This window comes from Stenotrophomonas sp. YJH_SMC_133 (assembly GCF_059370655.1).
This window is the reverse complement of record NZ_JCAFTW010000008.1, coordinates 82,110-102,847: the sequence shown is the minus strand read 5'-3', so window position 1 is coordinate 102,847 and position 20,738 is coordinate 82,110. Positions and strand designations below refer to the sequence as shown.

Here is a 20,738-nt window from a genome sequence, read left to right as displayed (position 1 = left end):
GGCAGACGCTTTCCCCGGGGGGCGGGCACGCAACTTTACCAGAGCGGCCCCGTTGCGCGCCCGTCTGGCGGGCGCCGGGCCTTGTGCCACATGGGCGTGCGGGGGCTGTGCTATAACCGGGCCGTACCCAACGACAGCCCGGAGGCCTGCGCCTCCCCGCCATCCCAGGAGAACGGCATGCCATCGATGAGCCGCCGCCAGTTCCTGAAAGTGACCGGGACAACCCTGGTCGGCTCCAGCCTGGCATTGATGGGCTTCGCGCCCGGCATCGCGCTCGCGGAGGTCAGGCAGTACAAGCTGACCCGCGCGACCGAGACCCGCAACACCTGTACCTACTGTTCGGTGGCCTGCGGCATCCTGATGTACAGCCTCGGCGATGGTGCCAAGAACGCCGAGCCGAGCATCTTCCATATCGAAGGCGACCCGGACCATCCGGTGAACCGCGGCACGCTGTGCCCGAAGGGCGCCGGCCTGGCCGACATCATCCACAGCAAGTCGCGCCTGCTCTACCCCGAGTACCGCGCGCCGGGCTCGAACGAGTGGAAGCGGCTGAGCTGGGACGATGCGCTGGACCGCATCGCGCGGCTGATGAAGGAAGACCGCGATGCCAACTTCGTGCAGAAGAACGAGGCCGGGCAGACGGTCAACCGCTGGCTGACCACCGGCATGCTGGCGGCCTCGGCCACCAGCAATGAAACCGCGGTGCTGACCCACAAGGTCGTGCGCTCCCTTGGCATGTTGGCATTCGACAACCAGGCACGTGTCTGACACGGCCCGACGGTGGCAGGTCTTGCCCCGACGCTAGGCCGTGGTGCGATGACGAATCACTGGGTCGACATCAAGAATGCCGACCTGATCCTGATCATGGGTGGCAATGCCGCCGAGGCGCACCCGTGCGGGTTCAAATGGGTGACCGAGGCCAAGGCACACAACAAGGCACGCCTGATCGTGGTCGATCCGCGCTTCAACCGCTCGGCCGCGGTGGCCGACGTGTACGCGCCGATCCGCACCGGTACCGACATCGTGTTCCTGGGGGGCCTGATCAACTACCTGTTGACCGAGGACCGCATCCAGCACGAGTACGTGCTGAACTACACCGACATGTCGTTCCTGGTGAAGGACGAGTTCGCCTTCAAGGACGGCCTGTATTCGGGCTACAACGCAGAAAAGCGCAGCTACGACCGCTCCAGCTGGGACTACGCCTACGGTGACGACGGCTTCGTGCGCAGCGACCCGACGCTGAAGGACCCGCGCTGCGTCTACAACCTGCTCAAGCAGCACTATGCGCGCTACACGGTGGAGATGGTCGAACGCATCTGCGGCACGCCGGCCGACAGCATCCGCCAGATCTGGGACATGATCGCGTCCACCGCCGGCAAGGACAAGGCGATGACCATCCTGTACGCGCTGGGCTGGACGCAGCACTCGATCGGCGCGCAGAACGTGCGTGCCGGCACCATGGTGCAGCTGCTGCTGGGCAACATCGGCGTGGCCGGTGGCGGCATGAACGCGCTGCGCGGGCACTCCAACATCCAGGGCCTGACCGACATCGGCCTGATGTCCGACCTGCTGCCCGGCTACCTGACGCTGCCGAAACAGGATGAGCAGGACTACAACGCCTACATCGCCAAGCGCACGCAGAAGCCCCTGCGCGCCAACCAGATGTCGTTCTGGCAGAACTACCCGAAGTTCCACGTCAGCTTGATGAAATCGTGGTGGGGCGATGCCGCCACCGCCGACAACAACTGGTGCTTCGATTACCTGCCCAAGCTCGACAAGCCGTACGACATGCTGCAGGCGTACGAGCTGATGAACGAGGGCAAGATCCACGGCTACATCTGCCAGGGCTTCAATCCTCTGGCCTCGGCGCCGAACAAGGGCAAGCTGATCAGCGCGTTCTCCAAGCTGAAGTTCATGGTCAGCATGGACCCGCTGGAAACCGAGACCATCGCCTTCTGGCAGAACCACGGTGCGTTGAACGACGTCGACCCGAGCACGATCCAGACCGAAGTATTCCGCCTGCCGACCACCTCCTTCGCCGAGGAGAACGGCGCGGTGGTGAATTCCTCGCGCTGGCTGCAGTGGCACTGGAAGGGTGCCAACCCACCGGGAGAAGCACGCAGCGACATCGAGATCATGTCCGAGCTGTTCCATCGCATCAAAGCGATGTACGAGAAGGACGGCGGGGCGTGGTGGGAGCCGGTGCGCGACCTGGCCTGGAACTACGCCAACCCTGAGGTACCCACGCCCGAAGAACTGGCGATGGAATACAACGGCAAGGCGCTGACCGACGTGTTCGATCCGAAGGACCCGACCAAGCTGGTGCGCAAGGCCGGCGAGCAGCTGGCCGCGTTCGGCGACCTGCGCGACGACGGCAGCACCTCCTCCGGCTGCTGGATCTACATCGGTGCCTGGGGCCCGACCGGCAACATGATGGCGCGGCGTGACAACAGCGACCCCACCGGCATCGGCAACACGCTGGGCTGGGCCTGGGCGTGGCCGGCCAATCGTCGCGTGATGTACAACCGCGCCTCGTGCGACGTCGCCGGAAAGCCATTTGATCCACGGCGCACGCTGCTGGCGTGGAACGGGAAAAACTGGGGCAGCGTGGACGTGCCCGACTTCAAGGCCGACGAAGATCCCGCCGGCGGAATGGGCCCGTTCATCATGAACCCGGAGGGCATCGCCCGCTTCTTCGCCAAGGCCGGCATGGCCGAAGGCCCGTTCCCTGAGCACTACGAACCGTTCGATACACCGCTGCGCAGCAACCCGCTCAGCCCCGGCCAGGCACTGACGCTGAACAACCCGGCCGCCCGCGTATTCGCCAGCGATCGCGCACAGATCGGTTCGCCGGACGAGTTCCCGCATGTGGCCACCACCTACCGCCTGACCGAGCATTTCCACTTCTGGACCAAGCACGGCAAGTTGAACGCCATCATCCAGCCCGAGCAGTTCGTCGAGATCGGCGCGGCGTTGGCCGACGAGCTGGGCATCAACAACGGCAGCCGCGTGCGGGTCAGTTCCAAGCGCGGCCACATCGAAGCGGTCGCCATGGTGACCAAGCGCATCAAGGCCCTGCAGATCGATGGCCGGACCGTGCACCAGGTGGGCGTGCCGATCCACTGGGGCTTCCTCGGTGCGGCCAAGCCCGGATACATCGCCAATACGCTGACCAACGCCATCGGTGACGGCAACTCGCAGACGCCCGAATCGAAGTGCATCCTGGTCAAGGTCGAGAAGGTGTAGGAGACACGCCATGTCACTGCAATCCCTGGACATCATCCGCCGCTCGGCCACCACCACGCCCTCGCCGGAGGCACGTGGTGCGCACACCGGCCAGGTCGCCAAGCTGATCGATGTGAGCAAGTGCATCGGCTGCAAGGCCTGCCAGGTCGCCTGCATGGAGTGGAATGACCTGCGCGACGAAGTGGGCAGCTGCGTTGGCAGCTACGACAACCCGCCCGACCTGAGCGACCAGTCGTGGACGGTGATGAAGTTCCGCGAGTACGAGGATGAGAAGGGCAAGCTGGAGTGGCTGATCCGCAAGGAAGGCTGCATGCACTGCAGCGATCCGGGCTGCCTGAAGGCCTGTCCGTCGCCCGGCGCGATCATCCAGTACGCCAATGGCATCGTCGACTTCCAGGAAGAGAACTGCATCGGCTGCGGCTACTGCGTGACAGGTTGTCCGTTCGACGTGCCGCGCATCTCCAAGAAGGACCACAAGGCCTACAAGTGCACGCTGTGTTCGGACCGGGTGGCGGTGGGCCAGGAACCGGCCTGCGTGAAGACCTGCCCGACCGGCGCAATCACCTTCGGCAGCAAGCAGGCGATGACCGAGCACGCGGCCGGACGCGTGGAAGACCTGAAATCTCGCGGCTACGAGAATGCTGGCCTGTACGATCCGCAGGGCGTGGGCGGCACCCACGTGATGTACGTGCTGCAGCACGTGGACAAGCCGGAGCTGTATGCCGACCTGCCCAAGGATCCGCGCATCAGCCCGATGGTGGAGGTGTGGAAGGGCGTGGCCAAGCCGCTGGGCGTGCTGGCGATCGCCGCCACCGCCTTCGCCGGCTTCCTGCATTACATCGGCATCGGCCGCAACACGGTCAATGACGAGGAAGAAGAGGAAGCCGAGCACGAGGCGAAGAAGATCGAAGAGGAGCAGCGGCCATGAAGTACGCCCCGCACCCGCGCCAGATCATCCGCTACCGCGCACCGACCCGCATCAACCACTGGATCGTGGCGATCTGCTTCGTGCTGACCGCGCTGTCCGGGCTGGCGCTGTTCCACCCTGCCCTGTTCCCGTTGACCCAGCTGTTCGGTGGCGGACCGTGGACGCGCATCCTGCATCCGTTCATCGGGCTGGCCATGGTGGTGGGCTTTGCGCTGCTGGCGTTCCGCATGTGGCGCGACAATCTGCCGACCGCCGACGATCGCGCATGGATGCGCGGCATGCGCGATGTACTGCGCAACGAGGATGAGAAGCTGCCGCCGGTGGGCCGTTTCAATGCCGGCCAGAAGCTGTTGTTCTGGGCCATCATCGGATGCCTGTCGGCGCTGCTGCTGACCGGCTTCGTGATCTGGCGGCAGTACTTCAGCCACTTCTTCCCGATCGGGGTGATCCGCTTCTCGGTGCTTGCCCATGCGCTGTTCGGCTGGGTGCTGATCTGCGCGATCGTGGTGCACATCTATGCGGCGATCTGGATCAAGGGATCGGTGCGGGCGATGACCCAGGGCAAGGTGACCTATGGGTGGGCGTACAAGCACCACCGGCAGTGGTTCAGGGACATCCTGCGCGGACGTCGGGAAGAGGGTTAGCGGCAGGGCCTGCGGCCCTGCACCCGCAGAGGCAAGGTCAACGTCAACGTCAACGTCAAAAGCGGGCTTCCTGAGAGGGGTGGCGGGGTGGGTCCGGTTGCGGGGGACGCCGTAAACCCGTCCTTGGGGGCTTGGCCGCGGCATCCATGCCGCGGACACCCCCGCAACCGGACCCACTCCGCCTTCGACAGTTTCCCGCTGCTGTCGGAATGGCATGAGCTGCTCTTGGTGGGTGTCGACCTTGGTCGACACGATGAACATGGCAACGACCGAAACCGGTTTTTGTAGAGTCGAGCCGTGCTCGACTGCTTTGCTCGACTGCGTTGTTTGAACCCGCTGGACGCCAGCGCCGACAACGACGAGGATGGAGGCTGGTTCTTCTGGCTGGCCCTGCATGGCGCAACGCATCCTTGAACCCGGTGAGATCGAGACGCTCGCCTCGCGCGATGTGCCGCGCATCATCCTGCCCGATATCGAGTCACTGTTCGCTGAGCGCGCGACGCGCCTGCGCAGCCTGGCCGCGCACAGTGCCATCGGCGGCTACCTGCAGCTGCTGGCGGCGTTGGCCGATGCACAGCAGGCGCTGCTGGATGAGCTGACACCGCAGCAGCGCGAGGCACTGCAGTCGCAGGCGCGCGCGCAGCAGTCGAGTGCGGCGGCCGGTGCCGGCATGCCGTTGCGGCCGGCCAACACGCTTCAGCTGGATGGATGCTGGCGCGACTGGCTGCGCACGCTGTGCCAGCACTGTGCCGACGAAGCCGGGCTGCCGGTGGAAACCCGGCAGGAGCTGCAACGCGTCGCCGCGGCCGACGACGGCTGGCTGGATGCGCAGGCGCACGCGGTGCTGGAGCGCGATGACGCGCCGTCGGTGGATGCGGTCGCTGCGCTGCTGGTGATGAACGCACTGCAGGTTTACTGGGCGGTGCTCGCAGCCAGCTTCCGCCCTACCGACCTGAAGCCGCTGGCTGATGCGCCAGGGCTGTGCCCGCTGTGTGGCACGTTGCCGGTGACCAGCGTGGTGCAGGCGCGGCCACCCTATGCGTCCTACCGTTACCTGTCGTGCTCGCTGTGCGCCTGCCAGTGGCACTACGTGCGCGTGCAGTGCAGCCAGTGTGGTGCCGCCGGCAAGGACATCGCCTATCGCGCCCTGGCCGATGTGGACGGCGACAGCGGCGAGGCGGTGCGCGAGAGCGCGGTGCGTGCCGAGACCTGCGACCACTGCCACAGCTACCGCAAGATCCTGTATCTGGAAAAGGACCCGTCACTGGAGCCGGTGGCCGATGACCTCGGCACGCTGGCGCTGGATCTGCTGCTGGCCGAGGAAGGCTATGCGCGTGCCAGCCAGAATCCTCTGCTGTGGCAATCCGACGGCGATTGAGGCGATGACAACCATGCCCCCCGCCCCGGCATCGGCCGCCGCCCTGCCCTCGCTGGACCGGGTGCTGCGCCTGCCTGCACTGGCGCCACTGATCGAAGGCCACGGTCGAAGCCGCATCACCCAGCTGCTGCGTTCGCACCTGCAGGTGCTGCGTGAGCGTGTCAGCGCCGGCCAGTTGTCTCCCGCGCAGCTGCAGGGAGCGGTCGACGGCCCGGCGCTGGTGGCAGCGGTCGAGGCCGCACTGGCAGCCGATGCACGGCTGGACCTGCAAGCGATGTTCAACCTGACCGGCACCGTACTGCATACCAACCTGGGTCGCGCATTGCTGCCCGAGGCCGCGGTGCAGGCAGTCACCCGCGCGATGACCGCGCCGGTCGATCTGGAGTTCGACGTCATCCGTGGCCGTCGCGGCGACCGCGATGCGCGGGTACAGGCATTGATCTGCGAACTGACCGGCGCCGAAGCGGCCACTGTGGTCAACAACAATGCAGCAGCGGTCCTGCTGCTGCTCAACAGCCTGGCCAACCGCCGCGAGGTGGTGGTGTCGCGCGGCGAGCTGGTGGAGATCGGCGGCGCTTTCCGCATCCCGGATGTGATGCGCAGCGCGGGCGCGCGGCTGCTGGAAGTAGGTACCACCAACCGCACCCATCCGGCCGACTTCACCAACGCCATCGGCGCGCGCACAGCGCTGCTGATGGAGGTGCATGCCAGCAACTACGCGATCAGCGGATTCACTGCCAAGGTCGACACGGCGGCGATGGCCACGATCGCGCACGAACACGGCCTGCCGCTGGTGGTGGACCTGGGCAGTGGCAGCCTGTGCGATCTGGCCACGTTCGGCCTGCCGCACGAGCCCACCGTGCAGGAAACACTGGCGGACGGCGCCGATCTGGTTTCGTTCAGCGGCGACAAGCTGCTGGGTGGCCCGCAGGCCGGCATCATCGCCGGTCGCGCGGACCTGATCGCGCGGATCAACCGCAACCCGCTGAAGCGGGCACTGCGCATGGACAAGATGGGCCTGGCCGCACTGGAGGCGGTGCTGGCCCTGTACCGCGAACCCGAGCTGCTGGCACAGCGGCTGCCGACACTGCGCACTCTCTCGCGCACGCAGGATGACATTGATGCGCAGGCCCAGCGCCTGCTGCAGCCGATGCGTGCCTCGCTGGCGGCGGACTACAGCCTCGAGCCTGCTTCGATGCACAGCCAGATCGGCAGCGGCGCGCAGCCACAGGCGCAGCTGGCCAGCGCCGGACTGCGCATTACCAGCGCGCGCCGTGGCGGACTGGATCGCCTGGCCAAGCGCCTGCGTCAGCTGCCGCGACCCATGCTGGGCCGCATTGCCGATGACGCGCTGTGGCTGGACCTGCGCTGCCTGGAACCGGCCGACGAAGCCGACTTCCTCGCCCAGTGGAGCACGCTGCAGGCATGATCGTCGGCACCGCCGGGCATATCGACCATGGCAAGACCAGCCTGGTACGGGCACTGACCGGCATCGAAACCGATCGCCTGCAGGAAGAGCGTACGCGTGGTATTTCCATCGAGCTGGGCTATGCCTATGTTCCTGTGGAACGCAGGGACGGCACAGGTCCTGTCGCGACGCTGGGTTTCGTCGACGTGCCAGGCCACGAGCGCTTCGTGCACACGATGGTGGCCGGCGCCACGGGTATCGACGTCGCCCTGCTGGTCATTGCTGCCGACGACGGCGTGATGCCACAGACCCGCGAGCACCTGGCCATCCTGCAGCTGCTGGGCGTGAACCGGGGTGCGGTGGCGCTGACCAAGATCGACCGTGTGGATGCGGCGCGCCTGGCCCGGGTCGAGATCGAGGTCGCTGCCCTGCTGGCCGGCACGCCGCTGCAGGATTCCCCTGTGTTCACCTGCAACAGCACCGCACCCGACGATGCTGGCATCAACGCGCTGCGTACCCAGCTGCACGCGTGGGCGGCGGACGACGCCAGCACGCGCCAGGCCGAACTGCGCAGCGAGCTGTTCCGCATGCCGGTGGACCGCGTGTTCTCGCTGGCCGGCCACGGCACGCTGGTGACCGGCGCAGTGCACGGCGGCATCGCCTCGGTGGGTGAGCATCTGCAACTGATGCCGGCCGCCACTGAAGTGCGCATACGCAGCATCCACGCGCAGAACCAGGCCAGTGACCACGCGATGGCCGGGCAGCGCTGCGCGCTGAACCTGGCGGCCATTGCCCGTGACGATATCCACCGCGGTGACTGGATCGCCGACGCACGCGCACTGCTGGCCACCACCCGCGTTGATGTGCGGTTGCGGCTGTCCGCGTTGGCCGCACCGTTGCGCGACTGGGCACCGCTGCATATCCACTGGGGCACGATGCACCGGCAGGCCCATGTGGTGCTGCTGGAGGACCATGACCACGGTGATGGGCAGTTGGTGCAGCTGGTGTTCGATGCTCCGGTCTGTGCGATGTGTGGCGATCGCTTCATTGCCCGCGATTCAGCGGCCACCCACACACTGGGCGGCGGCCTCGTGCTCGATCCGGACCCGCCACAGCGGCGCCGGCGCAGTCCTGCACGGCTCGCATGGCTGGGAGCACTGGAGCAACTGGCCGCGGGTGCAGGAATCGGCCCACTGTTGCAGCAGGCGCCCTTCGGCGTTGCCATGGCCGCGCTGCAGCGCTACTGCCGGCGCGCCGCCGACCGGATCGATCTTCCTGCAGACACGCGACGCATCGTCACCCGCGAAGACACGGTAGTCATCCTTGTGTCGCACTGGCAGGCATTGCGCGAGCAGGTGATCGCCTCACTGCGTGGATGGCATGAGCGACGCCCGGACGAACCCGGTGTCGACAGCGGCCGCCTGCAGCGCAGCACCCTGCCCGCGCTTGCAGCGAGCCTCTGGAATGCGCTGCTGCAGGACCTGCTGGACGACGGCAGCGTGCAACGCGTGGGTGCCTGGTGGCGCCTGCCCGGGCATGACCATGCGCCACCGGAACGCGAGCGTCTGCTGCTGGAACGCGTGCTGCCGCAACTGCACGCCGGTGGCTTCGATCCGCCGTGGGTGCGCACCCTTGCTGCCGAGATCGGCCTGGCCGAAGACGAAGTCCGCGCCGTCCTGCGCCGCGCCACCGCACGTGGCGAGCTGTTCCAGGTGGTGCCGGACCTGTTCTACGCACCCGCGCGCATTGCGGAACTCGCCGCGATCGTCGCGCAGCTGTCACAGGCCAGCGGCACGGTGGATGCGGCCACGTTCCGCGATGCCATCGGCCTGGGCCGCAAACGCAGCATCCAGATCTTGGAGTTCTTCAATCGCGTTGGCTACACTCGACGCGTCGGTGACCAGCATCGGCCGCGCGGCGACCTGCAATGGAACGCAGCCCGCGACTGAGTCGACCGGTACCGCGGTACTTTCGGAAGGCATGCGCATCCGGGCATGCGGCTGGGCTTCAAACCCAGTAGGGGGCGTCGATCGTTCCCTGGTAGGTTCGACTCCTGCTGCCTTCCGCCATTCGTGTTTCCGCAGGAGATGTCGGCATGGCCACGCACGCGCAGTCCCCCGCCCCTTCAACGGCCGATGCCCCGCAACGCCTGACCTCGCTGGCGCATGGCGGCGGCTGCGGCTGCAAGATCGCGCCGGGCGTGCTGAGCGAACTGCTGCGTGGTGTTCCAGCACTTCCGGCACCAGCTGAACTGCTGGTTGGCCGCGAGACCAGCGACGACGCCGCGGTGTACCGCCTCGATGATCGCCAGGCAATCGTCGCCACCACCGATTTCTTCATGCCCATCGTCGACGACCCGTTCGACTTCGGCCGCATCGCGGCCACTAACGCGCTGTCGGACCTGTATGCGATGGGCGCGCGCCCGCTGTTCGCACTGGCCATCGTCGGCATGCCGATCAACACGCTGCCGCAGGACACGATCCGCGGCATCCTGCAGGGTGGCGAACGCGCCTGCGCCGATGCGGGCATCGTGGTCGCTGGTGGCCACAGCATCGATTCGGTGGAACCCATCTACGGCCTGGCCGCGATCGGCGTGCTCGACCCGCAACGACTCAAGCGCAATGCCGATGCCCGCGCCGGCGACGTGCTGGTGCTGGGCAAGCCGTTGGGCGTGGGCGTGTATTCGTCAGCACTGAAGAAGGAAGTGCTGGACGCCGACGGCTACCAGCAGATGATCGCGTCGACCACCCGCCTGAACACCGTGGGCGTGCCGCTGGCCGCCCTGGACGGCGTGCACGCCATGACCGACGTCACCGGCTTCGGCCTGCTCGGCCACCTGCTGGAAGTGTGCCGCGCCAGTGGTGTCGCTGCCGAGGTGGACAGTGCACAGGTGCCGCTGCTGCCGCAGGCGCTGGAGCTGCTGCAGCGTGGCTGCGTGACCGGCGCATCCAACCGCAACTGGGCCTCCTATGGCACCGAGGTGCGCTTCGCCGATGGGTTGCCGGCACACTGGCAGCCACTGCTGACCGACCCTCAGACCAGCGGCGGCCTGCTGGTGTCGTGCGCCCCGGAAGCGGCGGATGCGGTGCTGGCCTGCTTCCACGACGCGGGGTTCGGCCAGGCAGCCGTGGTCGGGCGTTTGAGCGAAGGAGCGCCGGGCGTCAGCGTGGTTTGAGACGTGAAGGTTTGCCAACGTGCCACTTCCGGGCACTTGAATCATGTCCAAAATATTGGACACTAAAGCCATGAACCTGATCGACATCGGCAAGGCGGTTCGTACCCGCCGTGAGCAGCTTGGCCTGTCGCAAGGCCAACTGGCTCATCTCAGCGGCCTTTCCCGGCAGACCGTGGTCGGCCTGGAAGGGGGCACCCTTAGTGATCTGGGCGTCAATCGCGTGGGACAGCTGATGGCCGTGCTCGGTCTGGATGTTCCGGCACCCACCACCGAGAACCGGCTGCGCAAGCAAGGCCTGAAAATGGCCGCGCGAACCGCGAACGTGAGCTACGCAAGCGAATTGACTGCGGGCGAGCTGGCCCGCGTACTGGTCAGCGGGGAAGTTCCTGCCACCTACGCGGCGCAGATGGCGCACCTGCTGGATGAAGCCCCTCCCGCCATGGTGGTGATGGCGGTCGAGGAAGCTGCAATCGGCGCGCAGATGCCACCACGGCGCATCTGGCGCAACGTGGCGAAGATGGCCAACACACTTTCTGCTCACCGCAAGGACCTGTGGATGTGAACCGCGAATTGCCGGCCGGCGCCTGGCAGGCGCTGCTACCCCGGGCGCTTGTCCTCATCGGGGAGATCCGGCGCCACGGCGGCATCACCGATCCGTTCTGGACGTTGGGTGGCGGAACGGTACTGATGTTTCGACATCGGCACCGGCTCAGCAAGGACATCGACATCTTCGTGCCGAACCCCCAGTACCTGGGCTTCGTCACTCCCCGCTTGAGCGATGTGGCCGCGAGCCTTACCGGCGACTACAGCGAAGATCCCAGCGCATGGGTCAAGCTGCAGTTCGAGGAAGGCGAGGTGGATTTCGTCGCAGCTCCCAATCTTCTCGATGACGCCTGGGAGGAATGGACGATCGATGGCCGGCGCATACGCGTGGAAACGTCGGCGGAAATCATCGCCAAGAAAATGTTCCATCGCGGGCATCGAACAACGGCCCGAGACCTGTTCGATCTTGCGCTGGTCATCGAACGCGAGCCGGACGCGCTGGCGGCCGCAGCAGACGCACTGGTCCGCCATCGATCAACGTTTCTTGATCAGATCCGCAATCCCCATCCGACATTGAAGATTGCGTTCAAGGCCATCGACACGCTGGACTAATCGCCAGACTTCGACCACTGCGTCGCGATAGCTGCGGACTACCTGGAAGGACTGTGATCCTCCCAGGCGATTGCGCAGAACATCACTCGATGTTCTGCACCTGTTCGCGGATCTGGTCGATCAGCACCTTCAGTTCCACCGCGGCATTGGACGTGCGGCTGTCCACCGACTTCGAGCCCAGCGTGTTGGCTTCGCGGTTGAACTCCTGCAGCAGGAAGTCCAGGCGGCGGCCGACCGGCTCGCGCTGCTTGAGCACGCGACGAATCTCGACGATATGGCTGCCAAGGCGGTCCAGCTCTTCATCCACGTCCAGCTTCTGCAGCCACAGCACCAGCTCCTGCTCGGCGCGGCCGGGGTCGACCGGGTGCGGCAGGTCAGCCAGACGGGCGGCCAGCTTGGCGCGCTGGCCGTCGCGAATGGCCGGAATCAAGGTGCGCACTTCGGTGGCGATGCGCTCGATGCCGTCCACACGCTCGCTGATGGCCGCAGACAACTTGCCGCCTTCGCGCTCACGGGCCTCGACGAAGCCATCCAGCACCTGGTCCAGCAGCGCCAGCGCCTCGACCTGCAGGGCGGCGGCATCGGTGGCCTCGCCACGGGTCACGCCCGGCAGCTGCAGCAGGTCGGTGAAGCTGACCTGCAGGTTGGGGAAATCGGAGGTCAGGCGGTGCGCCAGGCGGCCCAGCTGGGCCAGCAGGGCCTCGTCAACCTGCAGGTTGGCCGCCGCTTCCGGCGCGCGCAGGCGCATCACCAGATCCAGCTTGCCACGGCTCAGGCGCGCGGCGATGCGCTCGCGCAGCTGCGGTTCCAGCGCCCGCAGCTCCTCGGGCAGGCGGGTGCCGACCTCCAGGAAGCGGTGGTTGACGGAGCGCAGCTCGCAGCCCAGCGTGCCCCACGGGGTGACCCGCTCGCCGCCGGCATAGGCGGTCATGCTTCGAATCATGGATTGTGTCCGGTGCGTGCAAAGGGGGAATGGTACCCTAGCGCCCTCACCAGAGCCCCCTTGCCCGCCCCGTGAAGGCTGCGGGCGTGGCGGCGTACTCCCTTGCCATTACGGAACCCGCACCATGTCCGATTCCCGCCCCAGCGGCCGCCAGCCCGACCAGCTCCGCCCGGTCGTCATCCAACGCGGCTTCACCCGCCACGCCGAAGGTTCGGTGCTGGTGTGCTTCGGTGAAACCCGTGTGCTGTGCACCGCCAGCGTCGAGAACCGCGTGCCGGGCTTCCTGCGCGGCAAGGGCGAAGGCTGGGTCACCGCCGAATACGGCATGCTGCCGCGCGCCACCCACACCCGCAGTGACCGTGAAGCGGCCCGTGGCAAGCAGGGTGGCCGCACGCTGGAGATCCAGCGCCTGATCGGCCGCAGCCTGCGCGCCTGCGTGGATCGCAACGCGCTGGGCGAGCGCACCATCACCCTCGACTGCGACGTGCTGCAGGCCGACGGTGGCACCCGCACCGCCGCCATCACCGGCGCCTACGTGGCGCTGGTCGATGCGGTGAACGTGCTGATGAAGCGTGGCGACATCAAGCGCAACCCGATCCTGGGCGCAGTGGCCGCCGTATCGGTAGGCGTGTACCGCGGCACCCCGGTGCTGGACCTGGACTACGCCGAAGACAGCGACTGCGACACCGACATGAACGTGGTGATGAACGACGGTGGCGGCTTCATCGAGCTGCAGGGCACCGCCGAAGGCCACGCCTTCCGTCGCGATGAACTGGATGCGCTGCTGGGCCTGGCCGAAAAGGGCGTGGGCGAACTGCTGGCCGCACAGCAGGCGGCGCTGTCGGCATGAACCGCCGCATCGCCCTGACCACCCTGGTGGTGGCCGACTATGACGAAGCCATTGCCTGGTACACCGGCAAGCTCGGCTTCGCACTGTTGGAGGACATCGACCAGGGTCACAAGCGCTGGGTGGTGGTCGGCCCGACCGACGGCAGTGCCGCCGCCCTGCTGCTGGCCCGCGCCAGCGACGAGGAACAGCGCAGCCGCATCGGCAACCAGACCGGCGGCCGCGTCGGCTTCTTCCTCAACACCGACGACTTCCGTCGCGACCACGCGGCGATGGTCGCCGCCGGCGTCGAGTTCCTGGAAGCGCCGCGCGAAGAACCCTATGCAACGGTTGCGGTGTTCCGCGATCTGTATGGCAACACCTGGGACCTGCTGGAGCCCCGTCAATGAAGAAACTGGTACTGGCCAGCCACAACGCCGGCAAGCTGGTGGAGATGCAGGAGATCCTTGCCGATCTGCCGCTGCAGATCACCTCGGCCGCCGAACTGGGCCTGGGCGATGTGGAAGAGACCGGCCTGACCTTCGTCGAGAACGCGCTGCTGAAGGCACGCGCGGCCTGCGAAGCGACCGGCCTGCCGGCGCTGGCCGATGATTCGGGCCTGATCGTCGATGCCCTCGGCGGTGCGCCGGGCCTGTACAGCGCACGCTATGCCGGCCACCCGACCAATGCTGCGGCCAACAATGCCAAGCTGCTGGACGCGATGGCCGACATTCCCGATGGCCAGCGCAGCGCCCGCTTCTATGCGGTGATCGTGCTGCTGCGCCACGCCACCGACCCGCAGCCGCTGATCTGCGAAGGCCGCTGGGAAGGCCAGATCATCCGCGACCTGCGTGGCACCAATGGTTTCGGCTACAACCCGGTATTCCTGGACACCACCCACGGCCTGACCGCCGCGGAAATGGAGCCGGCGCTGAAGAACGCCATCAGCCACCGCGCCATTGCCCTGCAGCAGCTCAAGCAGCAGCTGGCGACGCTGTACTGACGCCACCCGATCGACCCAGGGAAGCCGGCCAGCGGCCGGCACTACCGAAGAAGCCCATGCCGCACGCCCACGACCACTGCAACCACCTGCCCGGCGAAGCCTGCTCCGCCGACCACGACAACCCGCCGCGGCTGGTGCCGCCACCGCTGTCGTTGTACGTGCACCTGCCGTGGTGCGTGCGCAAATGCCCGTACTGCGATTTCAATTCGCACCAGGCCAAGGGCGAGCTGCCGTTCGACGCTTATATCGATGCGCTGCTGCGCGACCTCGACCAGGACCTGCCGCTGGTCTGGGGCCGGGTGGTGCACAGCGTGTTCTTCGGTGGCGGCACGCCCAGCCTGTTCCCGCCAGAGGCGATCGACCGCTTCCTGCAACAGGCCAGCGCACGCCTGCGTTTCGCGCCCAATGCCGAAATCACCCTGGAAACCAACCCGGGCACCGCCGAACATGGCCGCTTCGACCGCTACCGCGCGGCCGGCGTGAACCGCCTCAGCTTCGGCATCCAGAGTTTCGACGATGCGATGCTCAAGCGCCTGGGCCGCATCCACGACAGTGGCGAAGCCGAGCGCGCGGTGAAGATGGCGCAGGACGCGGGCTACGACAACTTCAACATCGACCTGATGTACGCGCTGCCGGAACAGACCCTGGCCGGTGCCGAGGCCGACCTGGAACGCGCGTTCGCGCTGCAGCCAGCACACATCTCCCACTACCAGCTGACCCTGGAACCGAACACGGTGTTCTTCGCGCGGCCGCCGCAGGGCATTCCCGATGAAGACAACGCCTGGGACATGCAGGAACACTGCCAGGCATTGCTGGCACAGGCCGGTTTCGGCCAGTACGAGGTCAGCGCTTATGCGCGCCCCGGCCGGCAGAGCGCGCACAATCTGAACTACTGGCGCTTCGGCGACTACCTGGGCATCGGTGCCGGCGCGCACGGCAAGATCAGTTCCGGCGCCGAGGAGCATGTGCTGCGACGTTGGAAGCTGAAGCACCCGCAGGCCTACCTGGACAGCGCCGGCACGCCCGCCTCGTTCGGCGGCAACGATGTGATCGCGCCGGAGCGCCTGCCGTTCGAATACATGCTCAACCTGCTGCGCCTGCACGAAGGTTTCGGCCTGCGCGATTTCGAGTCGCGCACGGGGCTGCCGCGCAGCGTGCTGGACGCTCCCCTGGCCGAGGCCGTGCAGCGCGGCTGGCTGGACATGACCGATGGGCATGTGCAGCCGACCGAGCTGGGCCGCCGCTTCACCAACGATGTGGTGAGCCTGTTCCTGGAAGATTGATCCTCGCCTGACAGAGGATCGTTCCGGCCGCTGGCCGGCAATCCGGTGAAGACATATCTGCCGGCCAGCGCCCGGCACTACCGTTCATCGGTCGGGCCAGGCCCGGCGGATGCGATTCACGTTCAGCCTAAAGTAGCGCCGACATCGGCCGACACGGTAGATTCACCAGATCGATCCGCGGGAATCCGGGTACCGCCTGCCGATGTCAGCCGTCTTTTCCATCACTCCTGCCGACAAGAACCGACTGGCCGCCAGCGACCTGCCACCGCGGGTACGTGAGCTGTTGGGCGCGCTGATCGGCCTGTGCCGGCAGACGCTGGCGGCGCCCCTGATCCTGACGGTGGAGGCGCTGGAGCAGAATCTGCTTCACGACGCCGACCGCGCACGTAATCCGCAGCAGCAGGCCGAGCTGATGGCCCAGCGTGGGCAGCTGCATGCGTTCTCCGGCCACTTCGCCGACCGTATGCTCGACGCCGTGGCCGATGCCCTCGCACGGCTGCGCGAACCGGCCAGCGGTGTCAGCACCAGTGCTACGCCGCCAGCGCTGCCGGGCATGCTCGGGCTGTCGCTGGTCGATGAGCATGAAGTGGATCGCGACCTGCTGCTGACCGAGATGGTGCGGCGCGAAACCCTGCGTTCAACCAACACACTGAACCTGCTGGGCCAACGCCTGGGCGTGCTGGCGGCGGCGCCGGCCTTCGAGGCCGACACCCTGCCACTGGCACCGCAGGCACTGTGCGCGATGGTGCGCCGGATTGCCGAACAGGACGCGCTGAGCGTCGAGGTACAGCTGGCGCTGTATCGCAGTTTCGAACGGCAGGTGCTGGAACGGCTGGGCGATATCCTTGACCGTGCCAATGCCCTGCTGGCCCAGTCCGGCGTACTGCCGGGGCTGGTCTACACCCCCTACCTGGCACGCTCGTCGAGCACGCGGCGGATCATCACCCAGTCGGTGGGGGGCGGCCGCACCACGCAGCCGGCCAAGCGCGCCGCAGCCCCCCTGACCGGCTGGAACGGTTCGGCACCGGCCGGCTCCTGGTCCAGCCTGGTACAGGACGCCTTCCACGGGGGCGGCGCAACCGGCCCCGCCACGCCGGGCGTAACCACGTCCACCGGCGGTGCATTGCATGAACTGCTGCAGCAGGCACGGCACGCCAGCCCTGCCCCGGCGGACAGCGGCGCGGTGCCCAGCGCGGCAGTCGACGCGGTCCTCGCGCGCCTGCAGGCCCAGTCCAGTGCCGCAACCGGAGTGGCCGACCTGCAGGCTGCCGTGGTCGCGCAGCTGCGCAGCGAGCATGGTGCGCAGGCCCAGCTGGGCAGTCACGACCGGGACAACCTCGACCTGCTGCGCATGCTGATGCAGCAGGTGCAACAGCAGCAGCGTCCCGATCCGGTGCCGGCTGCCCTGCTGGCGCGCCTGCAGGTGCCCCTGGCACGCGCGGCCATGGCCGACCCGGGCTTCTTCGTGCGCGACGAACACCCCGCGCGTGAGCTGCTCAACCAGATCGCCGAAGTCGGCGCCAACTGGCTGGGCGATGACGATGTGGACCCACAGCTGCTGCAGCGCATGGCGCAGAGCGTGCAGGGCCTGCTGGGGCAGGATGCGCGCGCGCCGGAAGCCTTTGCCGCCGCCAACGAAGACGTGCAGCAGCACCAGCGCGCGGCGGCCCATCGTGCCGAACTGGCCGAGCGCCGCCATGTGGAAGCCGCCCGCGGCAAGGAACGATTGGAACTGGCCCGTCGCCAGGCCACCGCACAGATCGACCAGTGCTGCGACACGCAGTCGCCGCCGCGCTTCGTGCAGACCCTGCTGCGCCAGGCCTGGGCCGATGCACTGACCCTCACCCGCCTGCGCCATGGTGACGATTCGCCACAGTGGCAGGAGCGCCTGCAACAGACCGAGCGCATCGCTGCCATCACCGCACAGGCCGTCGACGCCCCTGGCGGCACCGATACCGCGCTGGCAGCGGACGTGGAGGCCGCACTGCTGCAGGTCGGCTACCACGCCGAGGAAGCCGCCGCCGTCGCGCGCAGGCTGGCCACGCCCGGCGGCGAGGATGAAAGCACCTCGCGTACCGAGCTCAGCGCACGCCTGAAGGCACGTGCGCGCTTGGGCGAGCACGCCGGCACGAACAGTGGCACCGCGCCTGCCACACCACGCAGCAGCGCCGAAGAAGCGGCCTACCAGCAGCTGTCCACGCTGCCGTTCGGCAGCTGGTTCGACATCGACACGGGCGATGGCACGCTGCGCCGCCAGCGCCTGTCCTGGTACAGCCTGCTGACCGGCCACGCGTTGTTCGTCAATGCGCGCGGGCAGAAGATCACCGATACCGACCTGGATACGCTGGCACGGCAGATCAGTGCCGGGCGCGCGCAGCTGGTCACCGAAGACAAGGGCCGGCTGGTCGACCGTGCCTGGGAAGCCAGCCTCGGTGCGCTGCGTGCACTGGCCACGGGCCGCGCACAGGAGACCCCCGCATGAAAGCCGTACCGCCGCAGGACACCCGCCGCGCGCCGCGCCGCCAGGTCTCGGACCTGGTGCCGGTCACCGACCAGATGCGCGAGTGCGTGGTCGGGCGCCTCGGCAATGTCTCCGAAACCGGCATGCTGATGCTGGCCAGCGTGCCGCTGCGCGAGGATGCGCTGTACCAGCTGCGCTTCCCGTTGCCACTGGGTGATGGCCGCCAGCAGGCCATCGACGTGGGCGTGCATCTGCTGTGGAGCGAGCCCGCGCACGTTCCCGGGCAGAGCTGGACCGGCTTCCGCTTCCTCACCCTGTCACGCGAGCATCGGCAACTGCTGCGGCAGTGGGTGGGCGAGGACAGCGACGAGGGACCGGTTTCGACGGCCTGAGTGCCGGTTCCGGCACAGCGGTTTTTCGCGGTATGCGGCAGAATCTAGGGCCGTTTTCCGTGTCGAGCCACCGCAATGATCCAGCAAGACCCCGGCGCCCTGTATTCCGACCACCTGGCCGTGCTGTGCCGACGTGCCGAACAGGCGCTGGCCCGCGGTGGCTTCGATCACCTGGTGGTGCCCAGCGGCACCCTGCACTACCAGGTGTTCGACGACCGCGACTACCCGTATGCGGTCAATCCGCAGTTCAAGGCCTGGCTGCCGCTGACCCGCGTGCCCAACAGCTGGATCGTGTTCACCCCGGGCAAGCGCCCGGCCGTGATCTTCCACCAGCCCTTCGACTACTGGCACGTGGTGCCGGACGCCCCCAGCGGCTGGTGGGTGGAGCACTTCGACATCCACATCATCCGCAAGCCCGAAGAGGCGCTGGCCCTGCTGCCGGCCGACCCGGCGCGCTGCGCCATCCTCGGCGAGCCGCAGAGCGCGCTGGGCAACTACGTGCCGAACAACCCGGCGCCGGTGGTGAATTACCTGGAATGGCACCGCGGCAGCAAGACGCCGTATGAGATCGCGCTGATGCGCCAGGCGCAGGTGCTGGGCGTACGCGGCCACCGCGCCGCCGAAGCCGCGTTCCGTAACGGCGCCGACGAGTTCAGCATCCACATGGCGTACTGCCAGGCCGTGGGCCAGGACGCCAACGAGCTGCCGTACGGCAACATCGTGGCGTTGAACGAACACGCCGCCGTGCTGCATTACACCGAGCTGGGCCGCAAGGCGCCGCAGCCGCTGCGCAGCTTCCTGATCGATGCCGGTGCCAGCGCCTACGGCTACGCCAGCGACATCACCCGCACCTACGCCGCGCAGGGCCACGACGAGTTCGCGGCGATGATCGCCGCCGTCGACGCGGCCCAGCAGCAGATGTGCGCGGCGGTGCGCCCGGGCTTCGACTACAAGCAGCTGCACGTGGACGCGCATCTTTCGCTGATGGGCGTGCTGAAGGACTTCGGCGTGATCAAGGTATCGCCGCAGACCGCGCTGGAGACCGGCGTCAGCGCCGCATTCTTCCCGCACGGCATCGGCCACCTGATCGGCCTGCAGGTGCACGACGTGGCGGGGTTCGCGGCCAGTGACGAAGGCGGCCGCATCGAACGCCCGGCCGGCCATCCGTACCTGCGTCTGACCCGCGTGCTGGAACCGGGCATGGTGGTGACCATCGAACCGGGCCTGTACTTCATCGACATGCTGTTGAACGAAGTGAAGGACGCCGGCCATGGCGACGCGATCAACTGGGAGCGCGTGGACTTCTTCCGTCCGTATGGTGGCATCCGCATTGAAGACGAAGTGCTGTGCACTGATGGCGAGGCGGACAACCTGACGCGGCCGGCGTTTGCGGCGGCGAACGGCTGAGCCCCTCGTGGTTGGGTGCTGAATTCAAAAGCCGCGCTTTGCCGGGCGGGGTGGGTTTGCAGGACACGCCGTAAACCCATCCATGGGGGCTCGATGGCGCCATCCATGGCGCCAACGGTCCTGCAAACCCACCCCGCCCGGCCTTTGACAGTTTCCTGCGCGCGTCCAACCACGGAAAAGAAAAAAAAAGCAAAAGCGGGTCGCTCGCTGCGCTCGCTCTGTGTCGACCAAGGTCGACACCTACCAACAGCCGCAATTGCCCGTAGATCCACGCCATGCGTGGATGATTCGTTCGATATCTGACAGATGTGCCGACCAACGGTCGGCACCCACCAACAGCCACAGGAATCTGTCGGGGGTGGGGCGATGTGGGTGGGCAGGACCGTTGGCGCCATGGATGGCGCCATCGAGCCCCCATGGATGGGTTTACGGCGTGTCCTGACCACCCACACCGCCCCGCCATCCCACGGAATGCCGCTCTGGCATTGG

At 67.2% G+C, this 20,738-nt stretch carries 17 protein-coding genes and 1 tRNA gene; 17 read left to right on the top strand and 1 reads right to left on the bottom strand.

What is annotated here, in order from left to right; translation table 11 throughout:
• Positions 1 to 177: 177 nt before the first annotated feature.
• From fdnG to AC5P78_RS13025, 10 genes are all read left to right on the top strand, one after another.
• Entirely contained in the window at positions 178 to 3,246 is a 3,069-nt protein-coding gene (fdnG, locus tag AC5P78_RS13070; RefSeq protein ID WP_143566001.1) for a formate dehydrogenase-N subunit alpha, read from the top strand.
• 10 nt (positions 3,247 to 3,256) lie between these two features.
• Entirely contained in the window at positions 3,257 to 4,174 is a 918-nt protein-coding gene (gene fdxH, locus AC5P78_RS13065; RefSeq protein ID WP_005410881.1) for a formate dehydrogenase subunit beta, read from the top strand.
• Positions 4,171 to 4,818, top strand: coding sequence for a formate dehydrogenase subunit gamma (locus AC5P78_RS13060; protein WP_049396154.1), 648 nt, complete (start codon positions 4,171 to 4,173; stop codon positions 4,816 to 4,818). Before fdxH ends, AC5P78_RS13060 begins: the two co-directional genes overlap by 4 nt.
• A 394-nt stretch (positions 4,819 to 5,212) precedes the next feature.
• Positions 5,213 to 6,196: a formate dehydrogenase accessory protein FdhE gene (fdhE, locus tag AC5P78_RS13055; protein ID WP_060380692.1), complete on the top strand. Its 984-nt coding sequence runs from the start codon at positions 5,213 to 5,215 to the stop codon at positions 6,194 to 6,196.
• Positions 6,197 to 6,200: 4 nt separating this feature from the next.
• Positions 6,201 to 7,625, top strand: a complete 1,425-nt coding sequence (gene selA, locus AC5P78_RS13050; protein WP_138969834.1) for an L-seryl-tRNA(Sec) selenium transferase — start codon at positions 6,201 to 6,203, stop codon at positions 7,623 to 7,625.
• On the top strand, positions 7,622 to 9,553 hold the full coding sequence (gene selB, locus AC5P78_RS13045; RefSeq protein WP_087802591.1) for a selenocysteine-specific translation elongation factor: 1,932 nt from the start codon (positions 7,622 to 7,624) through the stop codon (positions 9,551 to 9,553). Before selA ends, selB begins: the two co-directional genes overlap by 4 nt.
• Positions 9,554 to 9,577: 24 nt before the next feature.
• Positions 9,578 to 9,673, top strand: a tRNA-Sec gene (locus AC5P78_RS13040).
• Between the two features lie 26 nt (positions 9,674 to 9,699).
• The gene (selD, locus tag AC5P78_RS13035) at positions 9,700 to 10,779 is read left to right on the top strand and encodes a selenide, water dikinase SelD (RefSeq protein ID WP_138969835.1); all 1,080 of its coding nucleotides are present in this window, start codon (positions 9,700 to 9,702) and stop codon (positions 10,777 to 10,779) included.
• 70 nt (positions 10,780 to 10,849) lie between these two features.
• On the top strand, positions 10,850 to 11,341 hold the full coding sequence (locus AC5P78_RS13030) for a helix-turn-helix domain-containing protein (RefSeq protein WP_012481160.1): 492 nt from the start codon (positions 10,850 to 10,852) through the stop codon (positions 11,339 to 11,341).
• Positions 11,338 to 11,934 (top strand): nucleotidyl transferase AbiEii/AbiGii toxin family protein, encoded by a 597-nt coding sequence (locus AC5P78_RS13025; RefSeq protein WP_012481161.1) that lies wholly within the window; start codon positions 11,338 to 11,340, stop codon positions 11,932 to 11,934. Before AC5P78_RS13030 ends, AC5P78_RS13025 begins: the two co-directional genes overlap by 4 nt.
• Before the next feature lie 82 nt (positions 11,935 to 12,016).
• Here the strand turns inward: AC5P78_RS13025 and AC5P78_RS13020 are convergent, their stop codons facing one another.
• The gene (locus AC5P78_RS13020) at positions 12,017 to 12,877 is read right to left on the bottom strand and encodes a YicC/YloC family endoribonuclease (RefSeq protein ID WP_012481162.1); all 861 of its coding nucleotides are present in this window, start codon (positions 12,875 to 12,877) and stop codon (positions 12,017 to 12,019) included.
• 124 nt (positions 12,878 to 13,001) lie between these two features.
• On the opposite strand from AC5P78_RS13020, the gene rph reads away from it, so the two are divergent.
• The 7 genes from rph (at position 13,002) to pepQ (ending at position 20,249) form a co-directional block, all read left to right on the top strand.
• Positions 13,002 to 13,727 carry a ribonuclease PH gene (rph, locus tag AC5P78_RS13015; protein ID WP_005410889.1) on the top strand — a complete coding sequence of 242 codons (726 nt, stop codon included), beginning with the start codon at positions 13,002 to 13,004 and terminating at the stop codon, positions 13,725 to 13,727.
• Positions 13,724 to 14,113: a VOC family protein gene (locus AC5P78_RS13010; protein ID WP_005414366.1), complete on the top strand. Its 390-nt coding sequence runs from the start codon at positions 13,724 to 13,726 to the stop codon at positions 14,111 to 14,113. Before rph ends, AC5P78_RS13010 begins: the two co-directional genes overlap by 4 nt.
• A complete protein-coding gene (gene rdgB / locus AC5P78_RS13005; RefSeq protein ID WP_012481163.1) occupies positions 14,110 to 14,706 on the top strand; it encodes an RdgB/HAM1 family non-canonical purine NTP pyrophosphatase in 597 nt (198 codons plus the stop codon). Before AC5P78_RS13010 ends, rdgB begins: the two co-directional genes overlap by 4 nt.
• Before the next feature lie 56 nt (positions 14,707 to 14,762).
• Entirely contained in the window at positions 14,763 to 15,989 is a 1,227-nt protein-coding gene (gene hemW, locus AC5P78_RS13000) for a radical SAM family heme chaperone HemW (RefSeq protein WP_138969836.1), read from the top strand.
• A 202-nt stretch (positions 15,990 to 16,191) separates the two neighbouring features.
• Positions 16,192 to 18,471, top strand: a complete 2,280-nt coding sequence (locus AC5P78_RS12995) for a DUF1631 family protein (protein WP_138969837.1) — start codon at positions 16,192 to 16,194, stop codon at positions 18,469 to 18,471.
• Positions 18,468 to 18,842, top strand: coding sequence for a PilZ domain-containing protein (locus AC5P78_RS12990; protein WP_010484030.1), 375 nt, complete (start codon positions 18,468 to 18,470; stop codon positions 18,840 to 18,842). The genes AC5P78_RS12995 and AC5P78_RS12990 overlap by 4 nt, the downstream gene beginning before the upstream one ends.
• 75 nt (positions 18,843 to 18,917) lie before the next feature.
• On the top strand, positions 18,918 to 20,249 hold the full coding sequence (gene pepQ, locus AC5P78_RS12985; protein WP_138969838.1) for a Xaa-Pro dipeptidase: 1,332 nt from the start codon (positions 18,918 to 18,920) through the stop codon (positions 20,247 to 20,249).
• Positions 20,250 to 20,738: the final 489 nt, after the last annotated feature.

Bases quoted from the DNA above. Each gene is read 5' to 3' on its own strand.
- fdxH (WP_005410881.1), top strand. From the start codon at position 3,257: ATGTCACTGCAATCCCTGGACATCATCCGCCGCTCGGCCACCACCACG.
- AC5P78_RS13060 (WP_049396154.1), top strand. From the start codon at position 4,171: ATGAAGTACGCCCCGCACCCGCGCCAGATCATCCGCTACCGCGCACCG.
- fdhE (WP_060380692.1), top strand. From the start codon at position 5,213: ATGGCGCAACGCATCCTTGAACCCGGTGAGATCGAGACGCTCGCCTCG.
- selA (WP_138969834.1), top strand. From the start codon at position 6,201: ATGACAACCATGCCCCCCGCCCCGGCATCGGCCGCCGCCCTGCCCTCG.
- selB (WP_087802591.1), top strand. From the start codon at position 7,622: ATGATCGTCGGCACCGCCGGGCATATCGACCATGGCAAGACCAGCCTG.
- selD (WP_138969835.1), top strand. From the start codon at position 9,700: ATGGCCACGCACGCGCAGTCCCCCGCCCCTTCAACGGCCGATGCCCCG.
- AC5P78_RS13030 (WP_012481160.1), top strand. From the start codon at position 10,850: ATGAACCTGATCGACATCGGCAAGGCGGTTCGTACCCGCCGTGAGCAG.
- AC5P78_RS13020 (WP_012481162.1), bottom strand. From the start codon at position 12,877: ATGATTCGAAGCATGACCGCCTATGCCGGCGGCGAGCGGGTCACCCCG.
- rph (WP_005410889.1), top strand. From the start codon at position 13,002: ATGTCCGATTCCCGCCCCAGCGGCCGCCAGCCCGACCAGCTCCGCCCG.
- AC5P78_RS13010 (WP_005414366.1), top strand. From the start codon at position 13,724: ATGAACCGCCGCATCGCCCTGACCACCCTGGTGGTGGCCGACTATGAC.
- rdgB (WP_012481163.1), top strand. From the start codon at position 14,110: ATGAAGAAACTGGTACTGGCCAGCCACAACGCCGGCAAGCTGGTGGAG.
- hemW (WP_138969836.1), top strand. From the start codon at position 14,763: ATGCCGCACGCCCACGACCACTGCAACCACCTGCCCGGCGAAGCCTGC.
- AC5P78_RS12995 (WP_138969837.1), top strand. From the start codon at position 16,192: ATGTCAGCCGTCTTTTCCATCACTCCTGCCGACAAGAACCGACTGGCC.
- AC5P78_RS12990 (WP_010484030.1), top strand. From the start codon at position 18,468: ATGAAAGCCGTACCGCCGCAGGACACCCGCCGCGCGCCGCGCCGCCAG.
- pepQ (WP_138969838.1), top strand. From the start codon at position 18,918: ATGATCCAGCAAGACCCCGGCGCCCTGTATTCCGACCACCTGGCCGTG.